Annotated in this window: 17 protein-coding genes; 12 read left to right on the forward strand and 5 right to left on the reverse strand. The window is 72.3% G+C overall.

Annotated elements, in window-relative coordinates; genetic code table 11:
• Nucleotides 1-7: 7 nt before the first annotated feature.
• The 7 genes from D9599_RS10015 (at nucleotide 8) to D9599_RS10045 (ending at nucleotide 6,123) form a co-directional block, all read left to right on the forward strand.
• Nucleotides 8-982, forward strand: a complete 975-nt coding sequence (locus D9599_RS10015) for a tripartite tricarboxylate transporter substrate binding protein (RefSeq protein WP_198381093.1) — start codon at nucleotides 8-10, stop codon at nucleotides 980-982.
• Between the two features lie 10 nt (nucleotides 983-992).
• The gene (locus D9599_RS10020; protein WP_043830588.1) at nucleotides 993-1,178 is read left to right on the forward strand and encodes a hypothetical protein; all 186 of its coding nucleotides are present in this window, start codon (nucleotides 993-995) and stop codon (nucleotides 1,176-1,178) included.
• Between the two features lie 62 nt (nucleotides 1,179-1,240).
• On the forward strand, nucleotides 1,241-2,230 hold the full coding sequence (locus D9599_RS10025; protein ID WP_198381094.1) for an ABC transporter substrate-binding protein: 990 nt from the start codon (nucleotides 1,241-1,243) through the stop codon (nucleotides 2,228-2,230).
• 19 nt (nucleotides 2,231-2,249) lie between these two features.
• The gene (locus D9599_RS10030) at nucleotides 2,250-3,437 is read left to right on the forward strand and encodes a hypothetical protein (protein ID WP_198381095.1); all 1,188 of its coding nucleotides are present in this window, start codon (nucleotides 2,250-2,252) and stop codon (nucleotides 3,435-3,437) included.
• A gap of 23 nt (nucleotides 3,438-3,460) precedes the next feature.
• The gene (locus D9599_RS10035) at nucleotides 3,461-4,429 is read left to right on the forward strand and encodes a tripartite tricarboxylate transporter substrate binding protein (protein ID WP_198381096.1); all 969 of its coding nucleotides are present in this window, start codon (nucleotides 3,461-3,463) and stop codon (nucleotides 4,427-4,429) included.
• Nucleotides 4,430-4,513: 84 nt separating this feature from the next.
• On the forward strand, nucleotides 4,514-5,290 hold the full coding sequence (locus tag D9599_RS10040) for an ABC transporter ATP-binding protein (protein WP_198381097.1): 777 nt from the start codon (nucleotides 4,514-4,516) through the stop codon (nucleotides 5,288-5,290).
• Nucleotides 5,287-6,123, forward strand: coding sequence for an ABC transporter permease (locus tag D9599_RS10045; RefSeq protein ID WP_198381098.1), 837 nt, complete (start codon nucleotides 5,287-5,289; stop codon nucleotides 6,121-6,123). The genes D9599_RS10040 and D9599_RS10045 overlap by 4 nt, the downstream gene beginning before the upstream one ends.
• 6 nt (nucleotides 6,124-6,129) lie before the next feature.
• Here D9599_RS10045 and D9599_RS10050 read toward each other — a convergent pair whose 3' ends face one another.
• From D9599_RS10050 to D9599_RS10060, 3 genes are all read right to left on the reverse strand, one after another.
• Nucleotides 6,130-7,737 carry a CopD family protein gene (locus D9599_RS10050; RefSeq protein WP_198381099.1) on the reverse strand — a complete coding sequence of 536 codons (1,608 nt, stop codon included), beginning with the start codon at nucleotides 7,735-7,737 and terminating at the stop codon, nucleotides 6,130-6,132.
• Between the two features lie 6 nt (nucleotides 7,738-7,743).
• The gene (locus D9599_RS10055; protein WP_198381100.1) at nucleotides 7,744-8,250 is read right to left on the reverse strand and encodes a YcnI family protein; all 507 of its coding nucleotides are present in this window, start codon (nucleotides 8,248-8,250) and stop codon (nucleotides 7,744-7,746) included.
• 92 nt (nucleotides 8,251-8,342) lie between these two features.
• Nucleotides 8,343-8,708: a hypothetical protein gene (locus D9599_RS10060; RefSeq protein ID WP_198381101.1), complete on the reverse strand. Its 366-nt coding sequence runs from the start codon at nucleotides 8,706-8,708 to the stop codon at nucleotides 8,343-8,345.
• A 172-nt stretch (nucleotides 8,709-8,880) separates the two neighbouring features.
• On the opposite strand from D9599_RS10060, the gene D9599_RS10065 reads away from it, so the two are divergent.
• The 3 genes from D9599_RS10065 to D9599_RS10075 are packed head-to-tail and all read left to right on the forward strand — an operon-like array spanning nucleotide 8,881 to nucleotide 11,841.
• Nucleotides 8,881-9,888, forward strand: coding sequence for a tripartite tricarboxylate transporter substrate binding protein (locus D9599_RS10065; RefSeq protein WP_198381102.1), 1,008 nt, complete (start codon nucleotides 8,881-8,883; stop codon nucleotides 9,886-9,888).
• Between the two features lie 28 nt (nucleotides 9,889-9,916).
• The gene (locus tag D9599_RS10070; RefSeq protein ID WP_198381103.1) at nucleotides 9,917-10,873 is read left to right on the forward strand and encodes an MBL fold metallo-hydrolase; all 957 of its coding nucleotides are present in this window, start codon (nucleotides 9,917-9,919) and stop codon (nucleotides 10,871-10,873) included.
• On the forward strand, nucleotides 10,873-11,841 hold the full coding sequence (locus tag D9599_RS10075) for a tripartite tricarboxylate transporter substrate binding protein (RefSeq protein ID WP_232480365.1): 969 nt from the start codon (nucleotides 10,873-10,875) through the stop codon (nucleotides 11,839-11,841). The genes D9599_RS10070 and D9599_RS10075 overlap by 1 nt, the downstream gene beginning before the upstream one ends.
• 9 nt (nucleotides 11,842-11,850) lie before the next feature.
• On the opposite strand, the gene D9599_RS10080 is transcribed toward D9599_RS10075, so the two are convergent.
• Together D9599_RS10080 and D9599_RS10085 are read right to left on the reverse strand one after the other, a co-directional pair.
• On the reverse strand, nucleotides 11,851-12,603 hold the full coding sequence (locus tag D9599_RS10080; protein WP_198381105.1) for a substrate-binding domain-containing protein: 753 nt from the start codon (nucleotides 12,601-12,603) through the stop codon (nucleotides 11,851-11,853).
• A gap of 112 nt (nucleotides 12,604-12,715) precedes the next feature.
• Nucleotides 12,716-13,618, reverse strand: a complete 903-nt coding sequence (locus D9599_RS10085; RefSeq protein ID WP_198381106.1) for a LysR family transcriptional regulator — start codon at nucleotides 13,616-13,618, stop codon at nucleotides 12,716-12,718.
• 108 nt (nucleotides 13,619-13,726) lie between these two features.
• On the opposite strand from D9599_RS10085, the gene D9599_RS10090 reads away from it, so the two are divergent.
• Both D9599_RS10090 and D9599_RS10095 read left to right on the forward strand, forming a co-directional pair.
• Nucleotides 13,727-15,085 carry an FAD-dependent oxidoreductase gene (locus tag D9599_RS10090; protein WP_198381107.1) on the forward strand — a complete coding sequence of 453 codons (1,359 nt, stop codon included), beginning with the start codon at nucleotides 13,727-13,729 and terminating at the stop codon, nucleotides 15,083-15,085.
• Between the two features lie 73 nt (nucleotides 15,086-15,158).
• Nucleotides 15,159-16,142: a tripartite tricarboxylate transporter substrate binding protein gene (locus tag D9599_RS10095; protein ID WP_198381108.1), complete on the forward strand. Its 984-nt coding sequence runs from the start codon at nucleotides 15,159-15,161 to the stop codon at nucleotides 16,140-16,142.
• Nucleotides 16,143-16,145: the final 3 nt, after the last annotated feature.

Raw genomic sequence — 16,145 nt, forward strand, 5'->3', positions numbered from 1 at the left:
AGAAACGATGTTCCCAGCAGCCCCCACGCGGCGTGCCGCCCTGGGTCTTGCCGCCGCCGCGGTCCTGGTCCCAGGTGCCCTGCGCGCGCAGACCCGCGTGGTGCGCCTGGTCGTGCCCTATGCCCCCGGTGGGACGAACGACGTGACCGCCCGGCTGATGGCGCCGCGCATGGGCGAGGCGCTGGGCCAGACCTGCGTGATCGAGAACCGCTCCGGCGCCAGCGGTGCGATCGGCGCGCAGGAGGTGGCGCGCTCGGCGCCCGACGGAGCGACGCTGCTCTACTCGAACGAGGTCCACCCGATTCTTCGCCTCGTGCAGCGCGGCGTGCCCTTCGACGCGGCGGAGGACTTCACCCCCGTCACGCGCACGGTCAGCATTCCCTACGTCCTCGTGGGCGGGGCGAAGGCGGCGGGTTCCGCCGATCCTCGCGCGCTGTTCGCGGCGGTGAAGGCGAAGCCGAACGACTTCACCTTCGCCTGCTCCTCGCTCGGCTCGGTCGGGCATCTCGGCGCGGCGGCGCTCGGGCAGCGGCTCGGCGTGGAGGTGACGACGGTGATCTACCGGGGCACGGGACCGGCCATCAACGACGTCATCTCGGGCGCCGTGCCGCTGATGTTCGCCCCCGTCGGCGCCGTGCTGCCGATGATCCAGGGTGGGCAGCTCCGCGCCTATGCCGTGACCGCGCCCGCCCGCCTTTCCTCCATGCCGGACACGCCGGCCATGGCGGAGGCGGGGCAGCCGGAGATGTTGTTCGAGGGCTGGTGCGGTATCTGGGGCCCCAAGGGCCTGCCGGAGGCGCGGGTGGAGGCCGCCTGCGCCGCGGCGCAATCCGCGCTGCGCGACGCGGAGGTGATCCAGCGGCTCGCCGCCATCGGCTGCACCCCGATCAACGAGACCCCGGCCGAGGCCGCGCGCCAGATCGCGGCGGACGCGGCGCGCAACGCCGCGATCATCCGCGACGCCCGCATCCAGCCGGAGTGAGGAGAGGCCCATGGCCCTGATCCGCATCGAGCCCGTGCGCGACGAGCGCAGCGGCAACTACTACCTCGAGATCTACAGCCCGCATGACGCGGGGGCGCCGCTCGTCACCACTCAGCCGCGCTACGCCTCGGCGGCGGCGGCGGAGAACGATCTCCTGGCCATCCTCGCCGCCGCGGCCAGCGCGCCGCGCGCCTGAAGGGCGCTGACCGCGCTGCCGGCCGCCCTGGCCTGCGGCGATAAACTTTCAGGAGCAGAAGCTTGTCCGACCTCCGCCTCTCGCTGGCTATCGGCGACTACGACCGCATCCGTCCCCTCGTGGACGGCAATGTCCGCATCGATGGCGTCGATCCCGTCTTCTCGATCCTCGATCCCGAGGAGATCTTCTTCCGCGCGTTCAAGTACGCGGATTTCGACATCTGCGAGATCTCGCTCTCCTCCTACACGGTGAAGACGGCGAACGGGGACTGCCCCTATATCGCCGTACCCGTCTTTCCCTCCCGCGCCTTCCGCCACACCTCGGTCTATATCCGCAAGGACCGTGGCATCACGAAGCCCGAGGATCTGAAGGGGCGGCGCGTCGGCGTGCCGGAATACCAGCTCACCGCCAATGTCTGGGTGCGCGTGATCCTCGAGGAATACGGCGTGCGGCCGGAGGATATCACCTGGGTGCGCGGCGGCTACGAGCATCCCGGGCGCGAGGAGAAGATCGCCCTCAACCTGCCCGCGAACGTGCGGCTGGAGAGCCTGCCGGCGGGCGCCACCATCTCCTCCGCTCTGGCGGACGGGCTGATCGACGCGGTGATCGGCCCGCGCGCGCCCTCCTGCTTCGACCGCGGGCACCCGCAGGTGGGGCGGCTCTGGGCCGATCCGGTGGCCGCCGCCTCCGAGTGGTACGGCAAGCACAAGATCTTCCCGATCATGCACGTGCTGGGCATCCGTAAGGACGTGGCCGAGCGGCACCGCTACCTGCCGGGCGCGCTGGTGAAGGCCTTCGAGGAGGCGAAGTCCTTCGCCCTCGCGCGGCTCTCCAACACGGCCGCGACGAAGGTCACGCTTCCCTTCGTGGAGGAGCGGCTGCAGCACGCGCGCCAGCTGATGGGCGACGACTTCTGGTCCTACGGGCTCGAGGCCAACCGCGAGGGCCTGGATGTTTTTCTCGAGGCGCATCACGCCCAGGGGCTCTCCTCTCGCCGGCTGAAGCCGGAGGAGCTGTTCCACCCTGCCTCGCTTGAATCCTTCCGCCTCTAGCAGCACAGGAGACGACGCCATGACCGCCTTCCAGAACCGGGTCGAGGACATCATGGCGTCCTCCACCCGACGGGGCCTGCCCCGGAAGATCCAGCACCCGGTGGCCGACACAGCGTCGTACATGCGCGGCGTGGACAACTTCTGCCGGGTGATGGCGATCCGCCCGGGCGACCACGTGGTGATGCTGACGGACCCGCTGCTCGACCCGCGCGTGGTGCAGGCGGTGCAAGGCCTGGCGCGCGGGCGGGGCGCGACCTTCATCTCCTACATGGGGGATTCCACGCGCTACGTGACTGTGCCGGAGGAAGCGAAGCTGCTGCTGGAGCGGGCGACCTTCGTCGTCTCCACCTGGTTCGCCTCGGTGCTCGACCCCTACTGCATTGGGCTGCGGCGCAACAAAGGCCAACGCTGGGTGAAGATCACCTTCTTCCGCGATCTCGACCTGCTGCACACTCCGCAAGCGCAGTTTCCGGTGGAACTGCTGGGCGAGATCATCCGTGCGACGGGCCGCATGTTCCCCGAGGCCGGCGACTTCACGCTGCGCATCACCGACCCGCGCGGCACCGATTTCCGCGTGCCCTTCAGCGAGGCGATGCTGAAGAAGATGCGCGCGCACAACCGCTGGCGCGGGCAGAACGTGGCGGACCAGGACGGGTGCTACGTCCACTACCTGCCGACGCACGGACCGAACCTGTTCGAGCCGAACATGGTGGGGCTCCAGCCGGACGAGAAGATCGGCGTGACCGGCACGATCTGGCCGCAATGGGCCGTCGGCTTCGACGAGCCCTTCAAGGAACCGCTGGGCGTCGAGTTCCGCGATGACGTGGTCCATGCGGTGCACGGCGAGGGCTGGGAAGCCGATGTCATGCGCGACTACCTCATCGGCGGCACGCTGGAGGAGGTGGGCTGCGGCCACAACCCGAAGGCGCCGCGCTTCGATATCTATCCCGCCGGCCCCAACTCCCCGGGCGCGCTGCATTTCGGCATCAACGCGCTCAAGCCCTCCGAATACCTGCGGCGCGTGATGCCGAACTGGGAGGAGCCGCATATCCACATGGACCTCGTCACCTTCGACAGCACGGTGATGGCGGGGAACCGCACCATGGTGGAGGACGGTTACCTTCTCTCTCTGCGTGACCCCGCGGTGCGGGCGATGGCGGAGACCTATGGGGATCCGGTGGAGTTGCTGGAAGCCTATCCGGTCTAGCGCCGGCAAGAAGAGGAAGAACAATGGAAACGTCCCGCCGCATCCTTCTTGGCGGCGCGGCAGCTCTGCTCGCCGCGCCCGCGCTTGCGCAGTCATACCCCGACCGGCCGATCCGCCTTGTCGTGCCCTTCCCGCCCGGCGGCGGAGGCGACACGCTGGCCCGCCTCTCCTCGCTGGCGGCGCAGCCCAACCTGCCGCAACCCATCGTCATCGAGAACCGCGCCGGCGCGGGCGGCAATATCGGTGCCGAGGCGGCGGCGCGCTCTCCGGCCGATGGCTACACGCTGTTCTACGGCACCAACGGCACGCACGGGATCAACGAGGCGCTCTACCCGCGCCTGCCCTTCCGCCCGGACGCGGACTTCATCCCCGTCGCCGCCCTTACGCGCATTGCCCTCGTCGTGGTGGTCCGCAAGGATCTGCCGGTGGAGACGCTGCCGGAGCTGATCGCCTATCTGAAGGCCAATCCCGGCAAGCTGAGTTACGGCTCGGCCGGGAACGGCACGACGGGGCATATCGCCGCCGAGATGTTCCGCGCCGCGGCGGGCGTGGACATCCTCCACGTGCCCTATCGCGGCAATGCGGCCGCGATGACGGACCTTGCGGGCGGGCGCGTGGACCTCGGTATCGACCTCATCCCCGCCGCCGCGCCGGTGATGGAGGGCAATGCCGTGCGCGCCCTGGCCGTGACGAGCGCCGAACCCCTCCCGAGCCATCGCAACCTGCCTACCGTCGCCTCCGTCCTGCCGGGCTTCGAGGTGGCGGCCTGGGACGGCATCTTCGCGCCCGCCGGCACCCCGGCAGCGGCTGTCACCGCCATCAACGCCGCCTATCGCCGCGGCCTGCGCGATCCCGAAGTCGTTGCCCGCCTCCGCGCCCGCGGGGCGGAGGTGGTGCCGCTGGACAGTTCCGCGGAATTCGCAGCCTTCGTGGCGGCGGAACGCGGAAAATGGGCGGCGGCGGTAAAGGCAAGCGGCGCGCGGATGGACTGACCGGCACTCGCGGCCGTCAGAGGGGATGGCGAAAGGACCCCGGGCCCGCTAAGGGCGAGGCGGCATGATCCCGATCCGCCCCGCATGAGCGCGGCCCACGACCAGGGCGCGCCCGGCCCGCCCCTGTTGGCGTTGCGCGGCGTGTCCAAGCGCTACGCAAACGGGACGGTGGCCGTTGCGGGGGTGGACCTCGGGATCGAGGCGGGGGGCTTCGTCAGCCTTCTCGGCCCCTCCGGCTGCGGCAAGAGCACGCTGCTGCGGATGATCGCGGGCCTCGATCCGCCGACGGCCGGGGGGATCGCCTGGCGCGGCGGGGCGCGGCCGAGCCTCGGCTTCGTCTTCCAGGACCCGACCCTGATGCCCTGGCGCAGCGCGCTCGACAACGTGGCGCTGCCGCTGCGCCTCGCGCATGTGCCGAAGGCGGAGCGCCACCGACGGGCGCGGGAGATGCTCTCGCTCGTTGGCCTGGCCGATGCCGCCGGCAGCTACCCGCGGGAGCTTTCGGGCGGGATGCGGATGCGCGTCTCCATCGCGCGCGCTCTGGTGACGGAACCGGAGGTGTTGCTACTGGACGAGCCCTTCGCCGCGCTGGATGAGATCACGCGCTTCCGCCTCAACAACGACCTGCTGCGCCTTTGGGGGCTGCGGCGCTTCACGGCCGTGTTCGTCACGCATTCGGTGTTCGAATCCGTCTATCTCTCGGAGCGCGTCGTGGTGATGGCGGCGCGGCCGGGGCGGCTGCACGCCGATATCCGCCTCGATGCGTCCTCGCATCGCGACGAGGCCTTCCGCACCTCGCCCGCCTATGCCGCGCTCTGCCGCAGCGTATCGGGCGCGCTGGAGGGGGCCATGGCGGCATGAGCGCGGAGGGCATCGCTCTGCCGCGCGAGCTGCGGCTGCTCGGGCTGCGCCGGAGCACCTGGCCGCGCATCCTCGCGCCGCTGCTGATGGGACTGCTCGCGCTCGGCGCCTGGGAGTTTGCGGTGCGGCACTTCGAGGTCCCCGCCTATATCCTGCCCGGCCCTGTTGCGATCGGGCAGACGCTGGCGGAGAACTGGGCCTCGCTGCTCGGCTCGCTCGCGGTCACGTTGCGGATCACGCTGCTGGCGCTGTTGCTCGCGGTGGTCACGGGCGTCGCGCTCGCGATGCTGTTCAGCGCGTCGCGCTGGGTGGAGATGACCTTCCTTCCCTATGCCGTGATGCTGCAGGTCACGCCCGTCGTCTCCATCGCGCCGCTGATCATCATCTGGGTGGACAACGTGCAGGCGGCGCTGCTCGTTTGCGCCTGGATCGTCGCCTTCTTTCCCATCGTGTCGAACACGACGATCGGGCTGAACAGCACGGACCGGAACCTGCTCGACCTCTACCGGCTGCTCGGCGCCTCGCGCTGGCAGACGCTGTTCCAGCTGCGCCTGCCGGCGGCGCTGCCCTTCTTCCTGGCGGGGCTGCGCATCTCGGGCGGGCTGTCGCTGATCGGTGCCATCGTTGCGGAATTCGTGGCGGGCACGGGCGGGAACAGCTCGGGCCTCGCGTACCGGATCCTGGAGGCGGGATACCAGTTGCAGATCCCCCGGATGTTCGCGGCGCTGGCGCTCATCTCGCTCTCGGGCGTCGCGATCTTCCTCGTGCTGTCGCTTCTCTCGCACGTGCTGCTCCGCCGCTGGCACGAGAGCGCATTGGGGGGCGAGCGGTAGATCCGGCTACGGCGCCGGGCCGACCTCAAAGGCGAAGCTGGCGGCCCCCTGATCGAAATCGCCCAGAAGCAGCTCGGCACGCGCGGTCCAGTGCCCGGTCACGGCCAGTTCTGGCCCCTCCAGCACGAAGCGGCCGGGCGCCTCCGGCCGCATCCGCCGGCGCAACCCGTCCACCCCGGCCGCGGGCTGAGAGAGTTCCAGCCAGACCTCCGTGGGATCGGCGGGGCACCCGTCGGGGTGTTGGATGTGCAGGGTAAGGCGGTTCGGTCCGGGCCGGGCGGGCGTCACCTCCAGCCGCAGCGCCAGCCCAGCCGCCTGAGCGGCGGCCTGGATGCCGGCGGGCGAGGCCGCCGGGTGATGGGGCGTCGCGCGGGGCGGGGTGACGCCGAGGAAGGCTGTGGCGGCGAGGATGGCCAGGCCGATCGCGGCCTCCACCCGGATGCTGCGCGCGAGCGGCCGCCCGCCGCGGCCCGGCAGGGCGGGCGTGAGACGGAAGTGGTTGAGCGTGGCGAGCCCGAGCAGCGCCGCCGTGCCCGCCAGCTTGGCGAGGAGGAGCGCGCCGTAAGCCGTGCCAAAGAGGGCGCCCCATCCTGGTAGGTTCCCCAGCGCCTGCACGGCGCCGCCGAGGAGGAGTAGGGCGACGGCGGGGATGGCGAGTGCGGCGAAGCGGCGGACGGCGGGCAAGGCGTCCGCGCCCCGTTCGGAGAGGATGGCGAGAAGCGGCCAGAGGGCGCCGAGCCAGTAGGCGGCAGCCAGCGCGTGGGCCGCGAGCATCACCTGCATCCCCGCGCCGCCCGCCGCCGCGTGTCCGGAGAGGGCAAGGCCGGCGGCGGCGAGCGTCGCGCCGAGGAGGCCCAGCCCGCGCGCGAGATAGCCGGCAAAGGGCAGCGAGGCCGCCAGCAGCGCCATGCCCGCGCCGGTGGCGAGGGCGCGCGGCAGCAGCGACGAGGCCGCGCCGAGCGTGAAGACGGAAGGGTCGGCCAGGCTGGCAGGGAAGGGGAGGGCCGCCATGGCCCCGCCCTGCACCGGCAGGGCCGCGAGCGCGGCGGCCGCCCCCGCGACGGCGATGATCGCCATGGCGCGGCGCCGGGCGGGCGCCACCTCCTCCACGAGGGCGCGGAAGAGGGCGCCACCGCCGGCGAGCGCGAAGGCCGCGAGGAAGAGGCCGCGCAGGACCGCGGCGGCATCCGTCCAGCCCGCGTCCTGCGCTGTTTCCACCGGCGTCGGGGCGGGCGCGGTGCCCAACCCGAAGGCGATGGCGCCGCCGACCGGGTGGCCGTCCGCCGAGACGACGCGATAGCTGGCAATATAGGTGCCCTCCGCGAGGCCCGCGGGAAGAGCGGCGCGGAGGGTGCTGGTCGGGCCCGGCACCGGCCGCAGCGGCACCTCCCCAGCCGGGCCCAGCAGGTGCAGCGACAGGGGCGTGACCGGCTCGTCGAAGTGGAGGAACAGGGAGGCGGGTCCGGCGGGCAGCACTTCGCCATCGGCCGGGGAGGAATCCACCAGCGCGGCATGTGCCAGGACTTCCGGCGGTGCGATCGCCAGTATCGGCGCCGCCAGCAGCAGTGCGCCGAGCAGCTGACGCGCGCGGCGGAGAAGGGGCGCGCGCGCCACTGCGGCTCAGCCCTTCGAAACGATGCGGAGCGAGGGCGCCGGAGAGCGCGGCCTCTCATCGGCGGTCGAGGGGCGCTCGATCCAGCGGGAGACCTTCCCGCCTTCGCAGTCCTGCACCACCGGAAAGTGCAGGGTCGCAACCGGTTCGGCGGGGGTGCGGATCAGAAGGACGAACTCCTGGTACTGGTCGTCCGGCAGGTGGCCGCCGGTCCAGGCGATCTCTCGCGGGACGGCGAAGGTGCCGTGCTCCCCCGCGACGGTCGCGCCGCCCTGCATGGCGGTGGTGAGGGTCCAGCCAGCGAGGGGCATCGGGCGCGCGCCGCGCAGCTCAGGCGGCACCTGGAGGCGAATGCCGGTGGTCGCGGCGCCCGCGCAGCCGTGCGGCACGCGGATCGTGAGGCGCACGGTGCTGTCGGCGGGAAGAGTGGCCTGGTCGAGCGTGACATGCGCGAGCGCGGGCGCGGCTGCGAGGGCGGCGCCGAGCGCGAGCGCGGCGGTGATCGGGCGAAGCATGGGTATGCCTTTGCGGGGCGTGCCGCCGACGCGCGGCGGCGAATGGATGGGCACGAAAGGGCAGCGCGGCGCCGGAACCGGCGCGCGGGGGATCAGCGCTGCGGCGGAGCCCTGGGCTGCTGCGGCGGCGCGCGGGGCGGGCCTGCGGGCAGGCCTTCCCGGCTTTCGGCACTGGTGGCCAGCACGTAGAAGACCGGCTGCGCGAGGCGGGGCGGCTCGGGCGGCACCGATGCCGGGCCCGGGCCAGGCGTGCAGCAGCCCGCATCCTGCGCCGCCTCGATGGGCGCGCCGCTTTCGTCGAGGAGGACCCGACGCTTGCCCTCGTGCGTGCAGAGCTCGATCGCCTGTGCCGTGGCCATGCGGGCCATAGCGCGGGCCTGCGGCAGCACCGCGCCGGCCCATTGCAGGAGCAGCAGGCAAGCGAGGAGGCGAGCGAGGCCTGTCCGCGGGCGGCGCATGCCGCCATCCTTAGACGGTTGTTGCCCCCTCGTCATGCCGGGCGCGACTGATAGCGAAAGCCGCGCCTATTCCCGGAGCGCATAGGTCGGGCGGAAATAGTGATGGATTTCCCGGCCCGCGCCGCGGCTAGGCTGCGCGGAGCCCGGCAGAGAACGGGCAGGAGGACGCCCCATGCCGCATCGCCCACCGCCCATCCCCTCGCGCCGCGCCCTCCTCGGCGGATTGCTGGCCGCCCCCGCCCTCGCGGCATTCCCCGGCAAGACGCGCGCCCAGGCGGGGTGGCCGGACAGGCCGGTGCGGGTCGTGGTGCCCTTCACCCCCGGCGGCTCCACCGATATCATCGCGCGGGCGCTGGGGGCCGAGTTGCAGTCGGCGCTCGGCCAGCCCTTCGTGGTGGAGAACCGCGGCGGCGCCGGCGGCACGGTGGGGTGCGAAGTGGTCGCCCACGCACCGGCCGACGGCTACACCCTGCTGATGGGGCATATTGGCACGCTGGCCGTGAACCCCTTCCTCTACCGCAATCTCACCTACGACACCGTTACCTCCTTCGCGCCGATCGTGCTGGCGGCGGTGGTGCCGAACGTGATGGTGGTGAACCCGCGCAAGATGCCGGCGGGCGGGATCCAGGAGCTGATTGCGCTCGCCAAGCGGCGGCCGGGGGCGTTGACCTATGGATCCGGCGGGAACGGCTCGGCCGCGCATATCGCCATGGCCGCCTTCAACCTGGCGACGGGTACGGAGATGACGCACGTGCCCTATCGCGGCACGGCGCCGATGATGAACGACCTCATCGGTGGCACCATCGACCTCACCTTCACCGGCGGCCCGCCCGCCCTGCCGCCGGTGAGGGCGGGGCTGCTGCGGGCGCTCGGCGTCTCCTCGCGCGAGCGGCTGGCGGGCGCGCCGGACATCCCGACGCTGGACGAGCAGGGCGTGACCGGCTTCGATGCGACGCAGTGGTACGGGCTGCTGTCCCCCGCCGGCACGCCGCGCCCGATCGTCGAGCGGCTGAACGCAGAATCCGCGCGCATCCTGAAGGGAGAGGCGCTGCGGCCTCGGCTGGAGGCGGAGGGCGCGGTCGCCTCGCCGGGCACGCCCGAGGCCTTCCGCGACTTCATCCTCGCCGAGCGGACGCGCTGGGGCGAGGTGGTCCGCCGCGCGGATATGCGTGCCGATTAGCGAAGCAAGAACGGGAGGAAACAGGGCCATGATCACACGCCGCCATGCCGGGCTCGGGCTCGGCGCCGCCGCGTTGCTGGCCGGGAACACGGGCGCGCGCGGCCAGGGAAATGCGCCCGCGGCGCCTGCCAATCCGGGCTTCCACCGCTTCCGCGTCGGCGGCTTCACCGCCGTGACCTTGTTCGATGGCGTCGGCACCATCCCCGTTGAAGGGCTGGTGCTGAACGCGCCGCTCGATGCCGTGCAGGGCGTGCTGGCCGAGAGCTTCCTGCCGCGCGACCGCTACGTCACGCCCTATACGATGACGGTGGTGAGGACCCCGCGCGGCACGGCGGTGTTCGATGCCGGAACGGGCGGGCAGCTCGCGCCCACCGCGGGCTCGGCACTCGACAACATGCGCGCGGCGGGGATCGATCCCGCGACGATCGACTATGTCGTCCTCACCCACTGCCATGGCGACCACATCACCGGCCTGACCACCGCCGACGGCAAGGCGGTCTTCGAAAGGGCTGAGGTGGTTATCCCGGAGGCGGAGTTTCGCTACTGGAGCGATACCTCCAACGAATCCTCCGCGCCCGCGCGGCAGAAGCCGAACTTCGGCAACCTCGCGCGGCGCCTCGCACCTTATCAGGGGCGTGTGCGGCGCGTGGCGGACGGGCAGGAGGCGCTGCCGGGCATTCGCGCCATCAGCACGCACGGGCACTCGCCGGGGCATACCTCCTGGCACGTCTCGGACGGGGACGGGCAGCTCATCGTGCTCGGCGACGTCACGCACCGGCCGGAACTCTTCGTGCGCCGGCCAGGCTTCCACGCGATGTACGACTTCGATCCCGTGGCGGCGGAGACAACGCGGCGCGCGGTGCTCGACCGCTGCGCGGCGGACCGGGTGCGCGTGACCGGCTACCACTTCCCCTTCCCCGCGAACGGCTACATCGCGCGCGACGGCGAGGGCTTCCGCTTCCAGGCCGCGGATTGGACGGCGTGATGCCGGTCACTCGCCGCCTCGCGCTGGGCGCGCTTGCCGCGTCCGGGGCGCCCTTTGCCGCGCGCGCGGCCTTCCCGGACCACGATGTGCGGCTGCTCGTCGGCTTCTCGGCAGGGGGCGCGGTGGACCTCGTCGCGCGGCTGGTGGCGGAGCCGCTGCGGCCGGTGCTCGGCCAGAACGTGGTGGTGGAGAACCGCGCGGGCGCCTCTGGCCTTATCGCGGCCGAGACCGCCGCGCGGGCGGCGCCGGACGGGCACACGCTCTACGTCGCGGCAATGAGCGCCTACGCGGTGCTGCCGCAACTGCCGGGCCAGCGGATGCCCGTGGACATGGACCGGGACCTCGTGCCGGTCGGCAATGTCGCGGGCGTGCTCAACGCGCTCGTCGTCGCGCCGGGGTCGCCCTTCCGCACGGTGGAGGCGCTGATCGCGGCGGCGAAGGCGGCGCCGGAGCGGCTGACCTATGCCTCGACCGGCAACGGCACCAGCCAGCACCTGGCGGGGGAGCTGTTCTCGCGGCTGGCGGGGGTGCGGATGACGCATGTGCCCTATCGCGGCGGCTCCAACGCCATCGTGGACATCGCAGCCGGGCGCGTGGACATGATGTTCGGGAACTTCCCCGAATTCATCGGCCAGATCCGCGACGGCGGGCTGCGGCTGCTCGCCTTCGGGGGCACTCAGGCCTCGCCGCTCTTCCCGGACACGCCGCTCATCCGCGACGCGCTGCCGGGCTTCGAGGTGACGAGCTGGATCGGGCTGGCAGGCCCGGCCGGCCTGCCCGCACCGGTGGTGGCGGCCTGGGACGCGGCGCTGGCGCGGGTGACGGCCTCGCCCGAGTTCCAAAGGCGCATCGCGGAAAGCGGGCTGGAGGTGCTGGGCGGCGACCAGGCCGCCTTCCGCGCGACCATCGCGGCCGACAGGCAGCGCTGGGGCGAGGTGATCCGCAGCGCCGGCATCCGGGCGGAGTGAGGCGGCCCTTCAGGCCGGCGGGCGGAAGCCGATGCGCGCGAAGGCGGCGCGCGCAGCCTCCGAGGTGAGGAGGCGCATCAGCCCGCGCGCCGTCTCGTCCTCGCGCAGCATGGCGACCTGATAGACGGTCCAGAGCTGCAGCGCGTCCGGCAATAGGCCGACGAGCTGCACGCCGGGGCGGTCGGTGATCTCGGTCGCCTGGCTGACGGCGAGCGGGACCTCTCCGCGCGCCGCCATGGCCACGCCCTCCACGCCGAAGGGAACGAGGCGAAGCTTCGGCCGCATCGCCTCCGCGATGCCGAGGCGGTCCAGCGCCGTCATGAAGTGCCGGCCGGCGGTGGCGCCGCGCGCGGGATCGGCGACGGCCACCGTCTCGGCCGCGAGCAGGGCAGCGCGCAGGGCCTCGGGCGTGGATACATCCGGCACGTTCCGCCCGGCTGGCGCTGCGAGGCCGACGCCGGTGCGACCAACCACCGCCACGCCCTCGGCTGGCAGTGCGGTGCGTGCGGCGATGGCGGACACGGCCTCGGCCGAGAGCAGCACCACGGCCGGACGCTCCCCAGCCAGGACGCGGTCCCGCAGCGCGCCGACGGTGTCGTAGGCCGCTTCTGGCACCGGTCGGCCGGCGGCGCGCAGCGCCTCCTGCAACTCCTCCACCGCATGCTTCGTCGCTCCCGCGGCGAAGATAAGGGGCGAGGCGGCCTGGGCGAGGAGCGGGGTCGGCGCGAGGGAAAGGGCAAGCAGAATCCGGCGGTCGATCATGGCGCGCGCTCCTCCGTTTCGTTGCCTGGGAGCATGGCACGCGCCGTGGCGGCCTCATACCGGGTGGGTTAGCACTGGTGAGCCGCGCGCAGCCATGCACCGAAAGCGAGGATCACTCCTCTCGCTCCCAGGGCGGCTGCCCGCCGATATGTTCGCGCAGGAAGTCGAGCAGCGCGACGAGGCGCGGTACGCGGGCGCGGTTCTCGGGGACCACGGCCTTCAGCCACATCTCGGAAAGCGGGAACGCCGCGAGAACCTGCACCAGCGCGCCCGCGCGCAGCGCGGGGCCGGCGACGTAGCGGGGCAGCACCGCGATTCCGTTCCCCTCGCGCGCCGCGGCGAGGATGACGTGGTTGTCGTTGGCGGAGAGGCGCGGGTTCACCGTCACACTGATCGGGCCGCTGCGGCTGCCGAAGGTCCATGTGCTGCCGGTGGGCAGGAAGCTGAGCGCGTCGAACGCGGCGAGGTCGCGCGGGTGCTGCGGCGTGCCGTTCGCGGCAAGAAAGGCGGGCGAGGCGCAGGCGATGCGCTCAAGCGGGCAGAGCGGCACATCGAGGGCGCCGCGGAAGGCCTGCGGGAAGGCGCCGAGCGCGAGGTCGAAGCCCTCCTCGATCGGGTTCAGCGGCCGGTCGGTTAGCACGACGTCGAGGCTGACGCGCGGGTGGCGCGACTGGAAGGCCGCGAGCACGGGGCCGAGATAAAGGATGCCGAGCGTTGTCGGCATCTTCACGCGCAGGTGGCCCTCCAGGTCGCGGTCCGGGCGGGCCAGGGCGGCGAGCACCTCCTCCACCTCCGCCACCGAGGCGCGCACGCGGGGAAGCAGGCGTTCCCCCGCCTCGGTGAGCGAGACGCGGCGGGTCGTGCGGCGGAAGAGAGGGCGGCGGACGGCGCGCTCCAGCTGGTCCACGCGCTTCGTGACAACGGAGGGCGCGAGGTCGAGCGAGCGCGCGGCGGCCGAGAAGCTACCGCTGCCGGCGACGGCGAGGAAGGCCTTCAGGTTCGCCAGGGTGTCCAAACGAGCATTACCCTTCAAACCGCGTGAGGTGATCCGACATGATGGCCGATTAACTGCCAAGCTGCGCGGAGTAAAAGGGTGGAATAAACCGTGGAGGGGAGGCGCAAGATGGGCACCGGGCACGCATTGACGGAGCCGAGCCGCCGGACGGAGATCCTCGGCGAGTACGACGTGGTCGTCCTCGGCGGCGGCATGGCGGGGATGGCGGCCGCGGCGGCGGCCGGGCGGGACGGCGCCTCCGTGCTGGTGGTGGAGCGCTACGGCTTCCTTGGCGGCATGGGCACCGCGGCGGGGGTGACGAATTTCTGCGGCCTGCACGCCAACGTCCACGGCGAGATCCGCCAGGTCGTGCACGGCGTGACCGACGATCTGCTGGGACGGATTGACCGGCTCGGCGGGCTCCGGGCGCCGCACGACGTCTTCGGCAAGACCTGGGCGCAGGCCTACGACACCGCAGCCTTCAAGATCGCCGCGGATGACCTGCTGGAGGCCGCAGGGGCGGAGGTGCTGTTCCACGCCGTCGCCGCGGGCGTGGTGATGGAGGAGGGCGGCGGCCGCGTCTCCGCCCTGCTGATCGAGACGCGCTCCGGCCGGCGGGCCGTGCTGGGGCGGGTCTTCGTGGATGCCTCCGGCGACGGCGACCTAGCGGCCTGGGCCGGGGCGCCCTGGGAACTGGGCGATGGAGAAGGGGGGATGCTCTACCCCTCCACGATGTTCCGGCTGAACGCGGTGGAGCCTGGCGCGGCCGAGGCGCGCGCCTGGGAGGGGATCCCCGCCATCATGGCCGCCGCCGAGCGCGACGAGGGCATCCGCTTTCCCCGGCGCACGCCGATCGTGCGGCCGCAGAAGAACTCCATCGAGTGGCGCGCGAACGTCACGCAGGTGGCGAATGCGGATGGCAGCGCGGTGGACGGGACGGACGCGCTCCAGCTCAGCCGGGGCGAGATCGAGGGGCGCAGGCAGATTCGTGACAGCTTTGCCTTCCTCCGCGCGCGCGTGCCCGCCTTCCGCGACGCTTACATCGTGGACATCCCGCCCCAGCTCGGATTGCGCGAGACGCGGCGCGTGCTCGGGGACCACGTGCTGACGGAGGAGGAAGTGCTGGGCTGCGCGAGCTTCGCCGACACCATCGGCGTGAACGGCTGGCCGGTGGAGGCGCATGTCGCGGGCGACGTGCTGTTCAAGTGGCAGGACATCCCCGCCAGCCGGGGCTTCAACCACCTGCCCTACCGCATGCTGCTGCCGCGCGGGCTGGAGAACGTGCTCGTGGCCGGGCGCTGCGCCTCGATGACGCATATGGGGCAGTCGGCGGCGCGCGTCTCCGGCGCCTGCCTGGTGATGGGCGAGGCGGCGGGCGCGGCGGCGGCCATGGTCGCGCGCGGCAACGGCGGGGTGCGGGGCGTCGATGTGGCCGCTTTGCAGGAGCGGCTGGAGAGGAGCGGTGCCTTCCTCGGGCGAATGGATTGAGACTGGCTATTCCAGAAAGAGGGTCGGCGACTTTCCGCCCTCCAGGGTGCGGCGACGAGAAGGAGGGAACAGAATGACGGAACAGCTTGGCCGCCGCGGCATCATGGCGGGGCTGGCGCTTGCCGCAGCGGCGCCGCGCGGGGCGGGCGCGCAGGAAGCCTGGCCCTCCCGCCCCGTGCGGGTGATCGTGCCCTTTCCACCGGGCAGCACGCCCGACACGGTGGCCCGCGCGGTCCTGCCGCATCTCAGCGAGGCCTTCGAGCAGCCCTTCGTCGCCGACAACCGGCCGGGCGCGGGCGGAAATCTCGGCACGGATCTCGTGGCAAAGGCGCGGGACAGGCACACGCTGGGGGTAAGCATCAACGGCCCGCTGGTGACGGCGCCGGCGCTCTATCCGCGGCTGCCCTACGACCCCGCGCGGGATCTTTCGTATGTCTCGCTGCTTGCCCGGGGCGCGCAGCTTCTCGTCGTCCATCCCTCGGTGCCGGCGGAGGATTTCACGGGCTTCGTGGCCTATGCGAAGGCCAATCCGGGCGCGATGGCTTTCGGCTCCGTGGGCGCGGGATCGGCCGGGCACCTGGCAATGGAGGAGATCAAGGCGCGGCTCGGGCTCGATCTCGTCCACGTGCCCTACAAGGGCTTCCCTGAGGCGACGCTCGATCTCGTGGCCGGGCGACTACAGGCGATGGTGGTGATCGCCGCCGGGATCATCCCGCAGGTGGCCGAGGGCAAGGTGCGCGCCCTGGCCGTGACGGCGGACCACCGGCTGGCCCAGCTTCCCCCCGTGCCGACACTTGGAGAGGCCGGGATGCCTGACGCGACGAGCTACGCCTGGATGGGGATGGTCGCGCCCTCCGTCACGCCGCCGGCGATCGTGGCGCGCCTGGGGGCGGGGGCTCAGGCCGCCCTTGCCGCGCCACGGGCGCGGGGCGTGCTGGAGGGCGCCGGCTTCGAGGTGGTCGGCTCCGATTCCGCCGGCTTCACCGCCTTCGCGGCGGCCGAGCGGGCGCGTTGGGGCGGGCTGATCCAGCGGCTGGGCATCACCGCGGAGGGGTAGAGG

This window comes from Roseomonas sp. KE2513 (genome assembly GCF_016107305.1).
Classification (GTDB): domain Bacteria; phylum Pseudomonadota; class Alphaproteobacteria; order Acetobacterales; family Acetobacteraceae; genus Roseomonas.

Bases quoted from the DNA above. Each gene is read 5' to 3' on its own strand.
- D9599_RS10090 (WP_198381107.1), top strand. From the start codon at position 13,727: ATGGGCACCGGGCACGCATTGACGGAGCCGAGCCGCCGGACGGAGATC.
- D9599_RS10060 (WP_198381101.1), bottom strand. From the start codon at position 8,708: ATGCGCCGCCCGCGGACAGGCCTCGCTCGCCTCCTCGCTTGCCTGCTG.
- D9599_RS10095 (WP_198381108.1), top strand. From the start codon at position 15,159: ATGACGGAACAGCTTGGCCGCCGCGGCATCATGGCGGGGCTGGCGCTT.
- D9599_RS10030 (WP_198381095.1), top strand. From the start codon at position 2,250: ATGACCGCCTTCCAGAACCGGGTCGAGGACATCATGGCGTCCTCCACC.
- D9599_RS10080 (WP_198381105.1), bottom strand. From the start codon at position 12,603: ATGATCGACCGCCGGATTCTGCTTGCCCTTTCCCTCGCGCCGACCCCG.
- D9599_RS10075 (WP_232480365.1), top strand. From the start codon at position 10,873: ATGCCGGTCACTCGCCGCCTCGCGCTGGGCGCGCTTGCCGCGTCCGGG.
- D9599_RS10035 (WP_198381096.1), top strand. From the start codon at position 3,461: ATGGAAACGTCCCGCCGCATCCTTCTTGGCGGCGCGGCAGCTCTGCTC.
- D9599_RS10055 (WP_198381100.1), bottom strand. From the start codon at position 8,250: ATGCTTCGCCCGATCACCGCCGCGCTCGCGCTCGGCGCCGCCCTCGCA.
- D9599_RS10020 (WP_043830588.1), top strand. From the start codon at position 993: ATGGCCCTGATCCGCATCGAGCCCGTGCGCGACGAGCGCAGCGGCAAC.
- D9599_RS10040 (WP_198381097.1), top strand. From the start codon at position 4,514: ATGAGCGCGGCCCACGACCAGGGCGCGCCCGGCCCGCCCCTGTTGGCG.
- D9599_RS10070 (WP_198381103.1), top strand. From the start codon at position 9,917: ATGATCACACGCCGCCATGCCGGGCTCGGGCTCGGCGCCGCCGCGTTG.
- D9599_RS10065 (WP_198381102.1), top strand. From the start codon at position 8,881: ATGCCGCATCGCCCACCGCCCATCCCCTCGCGCCGCGCCCTCCTCGGC.
- D9599_RS10015 (WP_198381093.1), top strand. From the start codon at position 8: ATGTTCCCAGCAGCCCCCACGCGGCGTGCCGCCCTGGGTCTTGCCGCC.
- D9599_RS10045 (WP_198381098.1), top strand. From the start codon at position 5,287: ATGAGCGCGGAGGGCATCGCTCTGCCGCGCGAGCTGCGGCTGCTCGGG.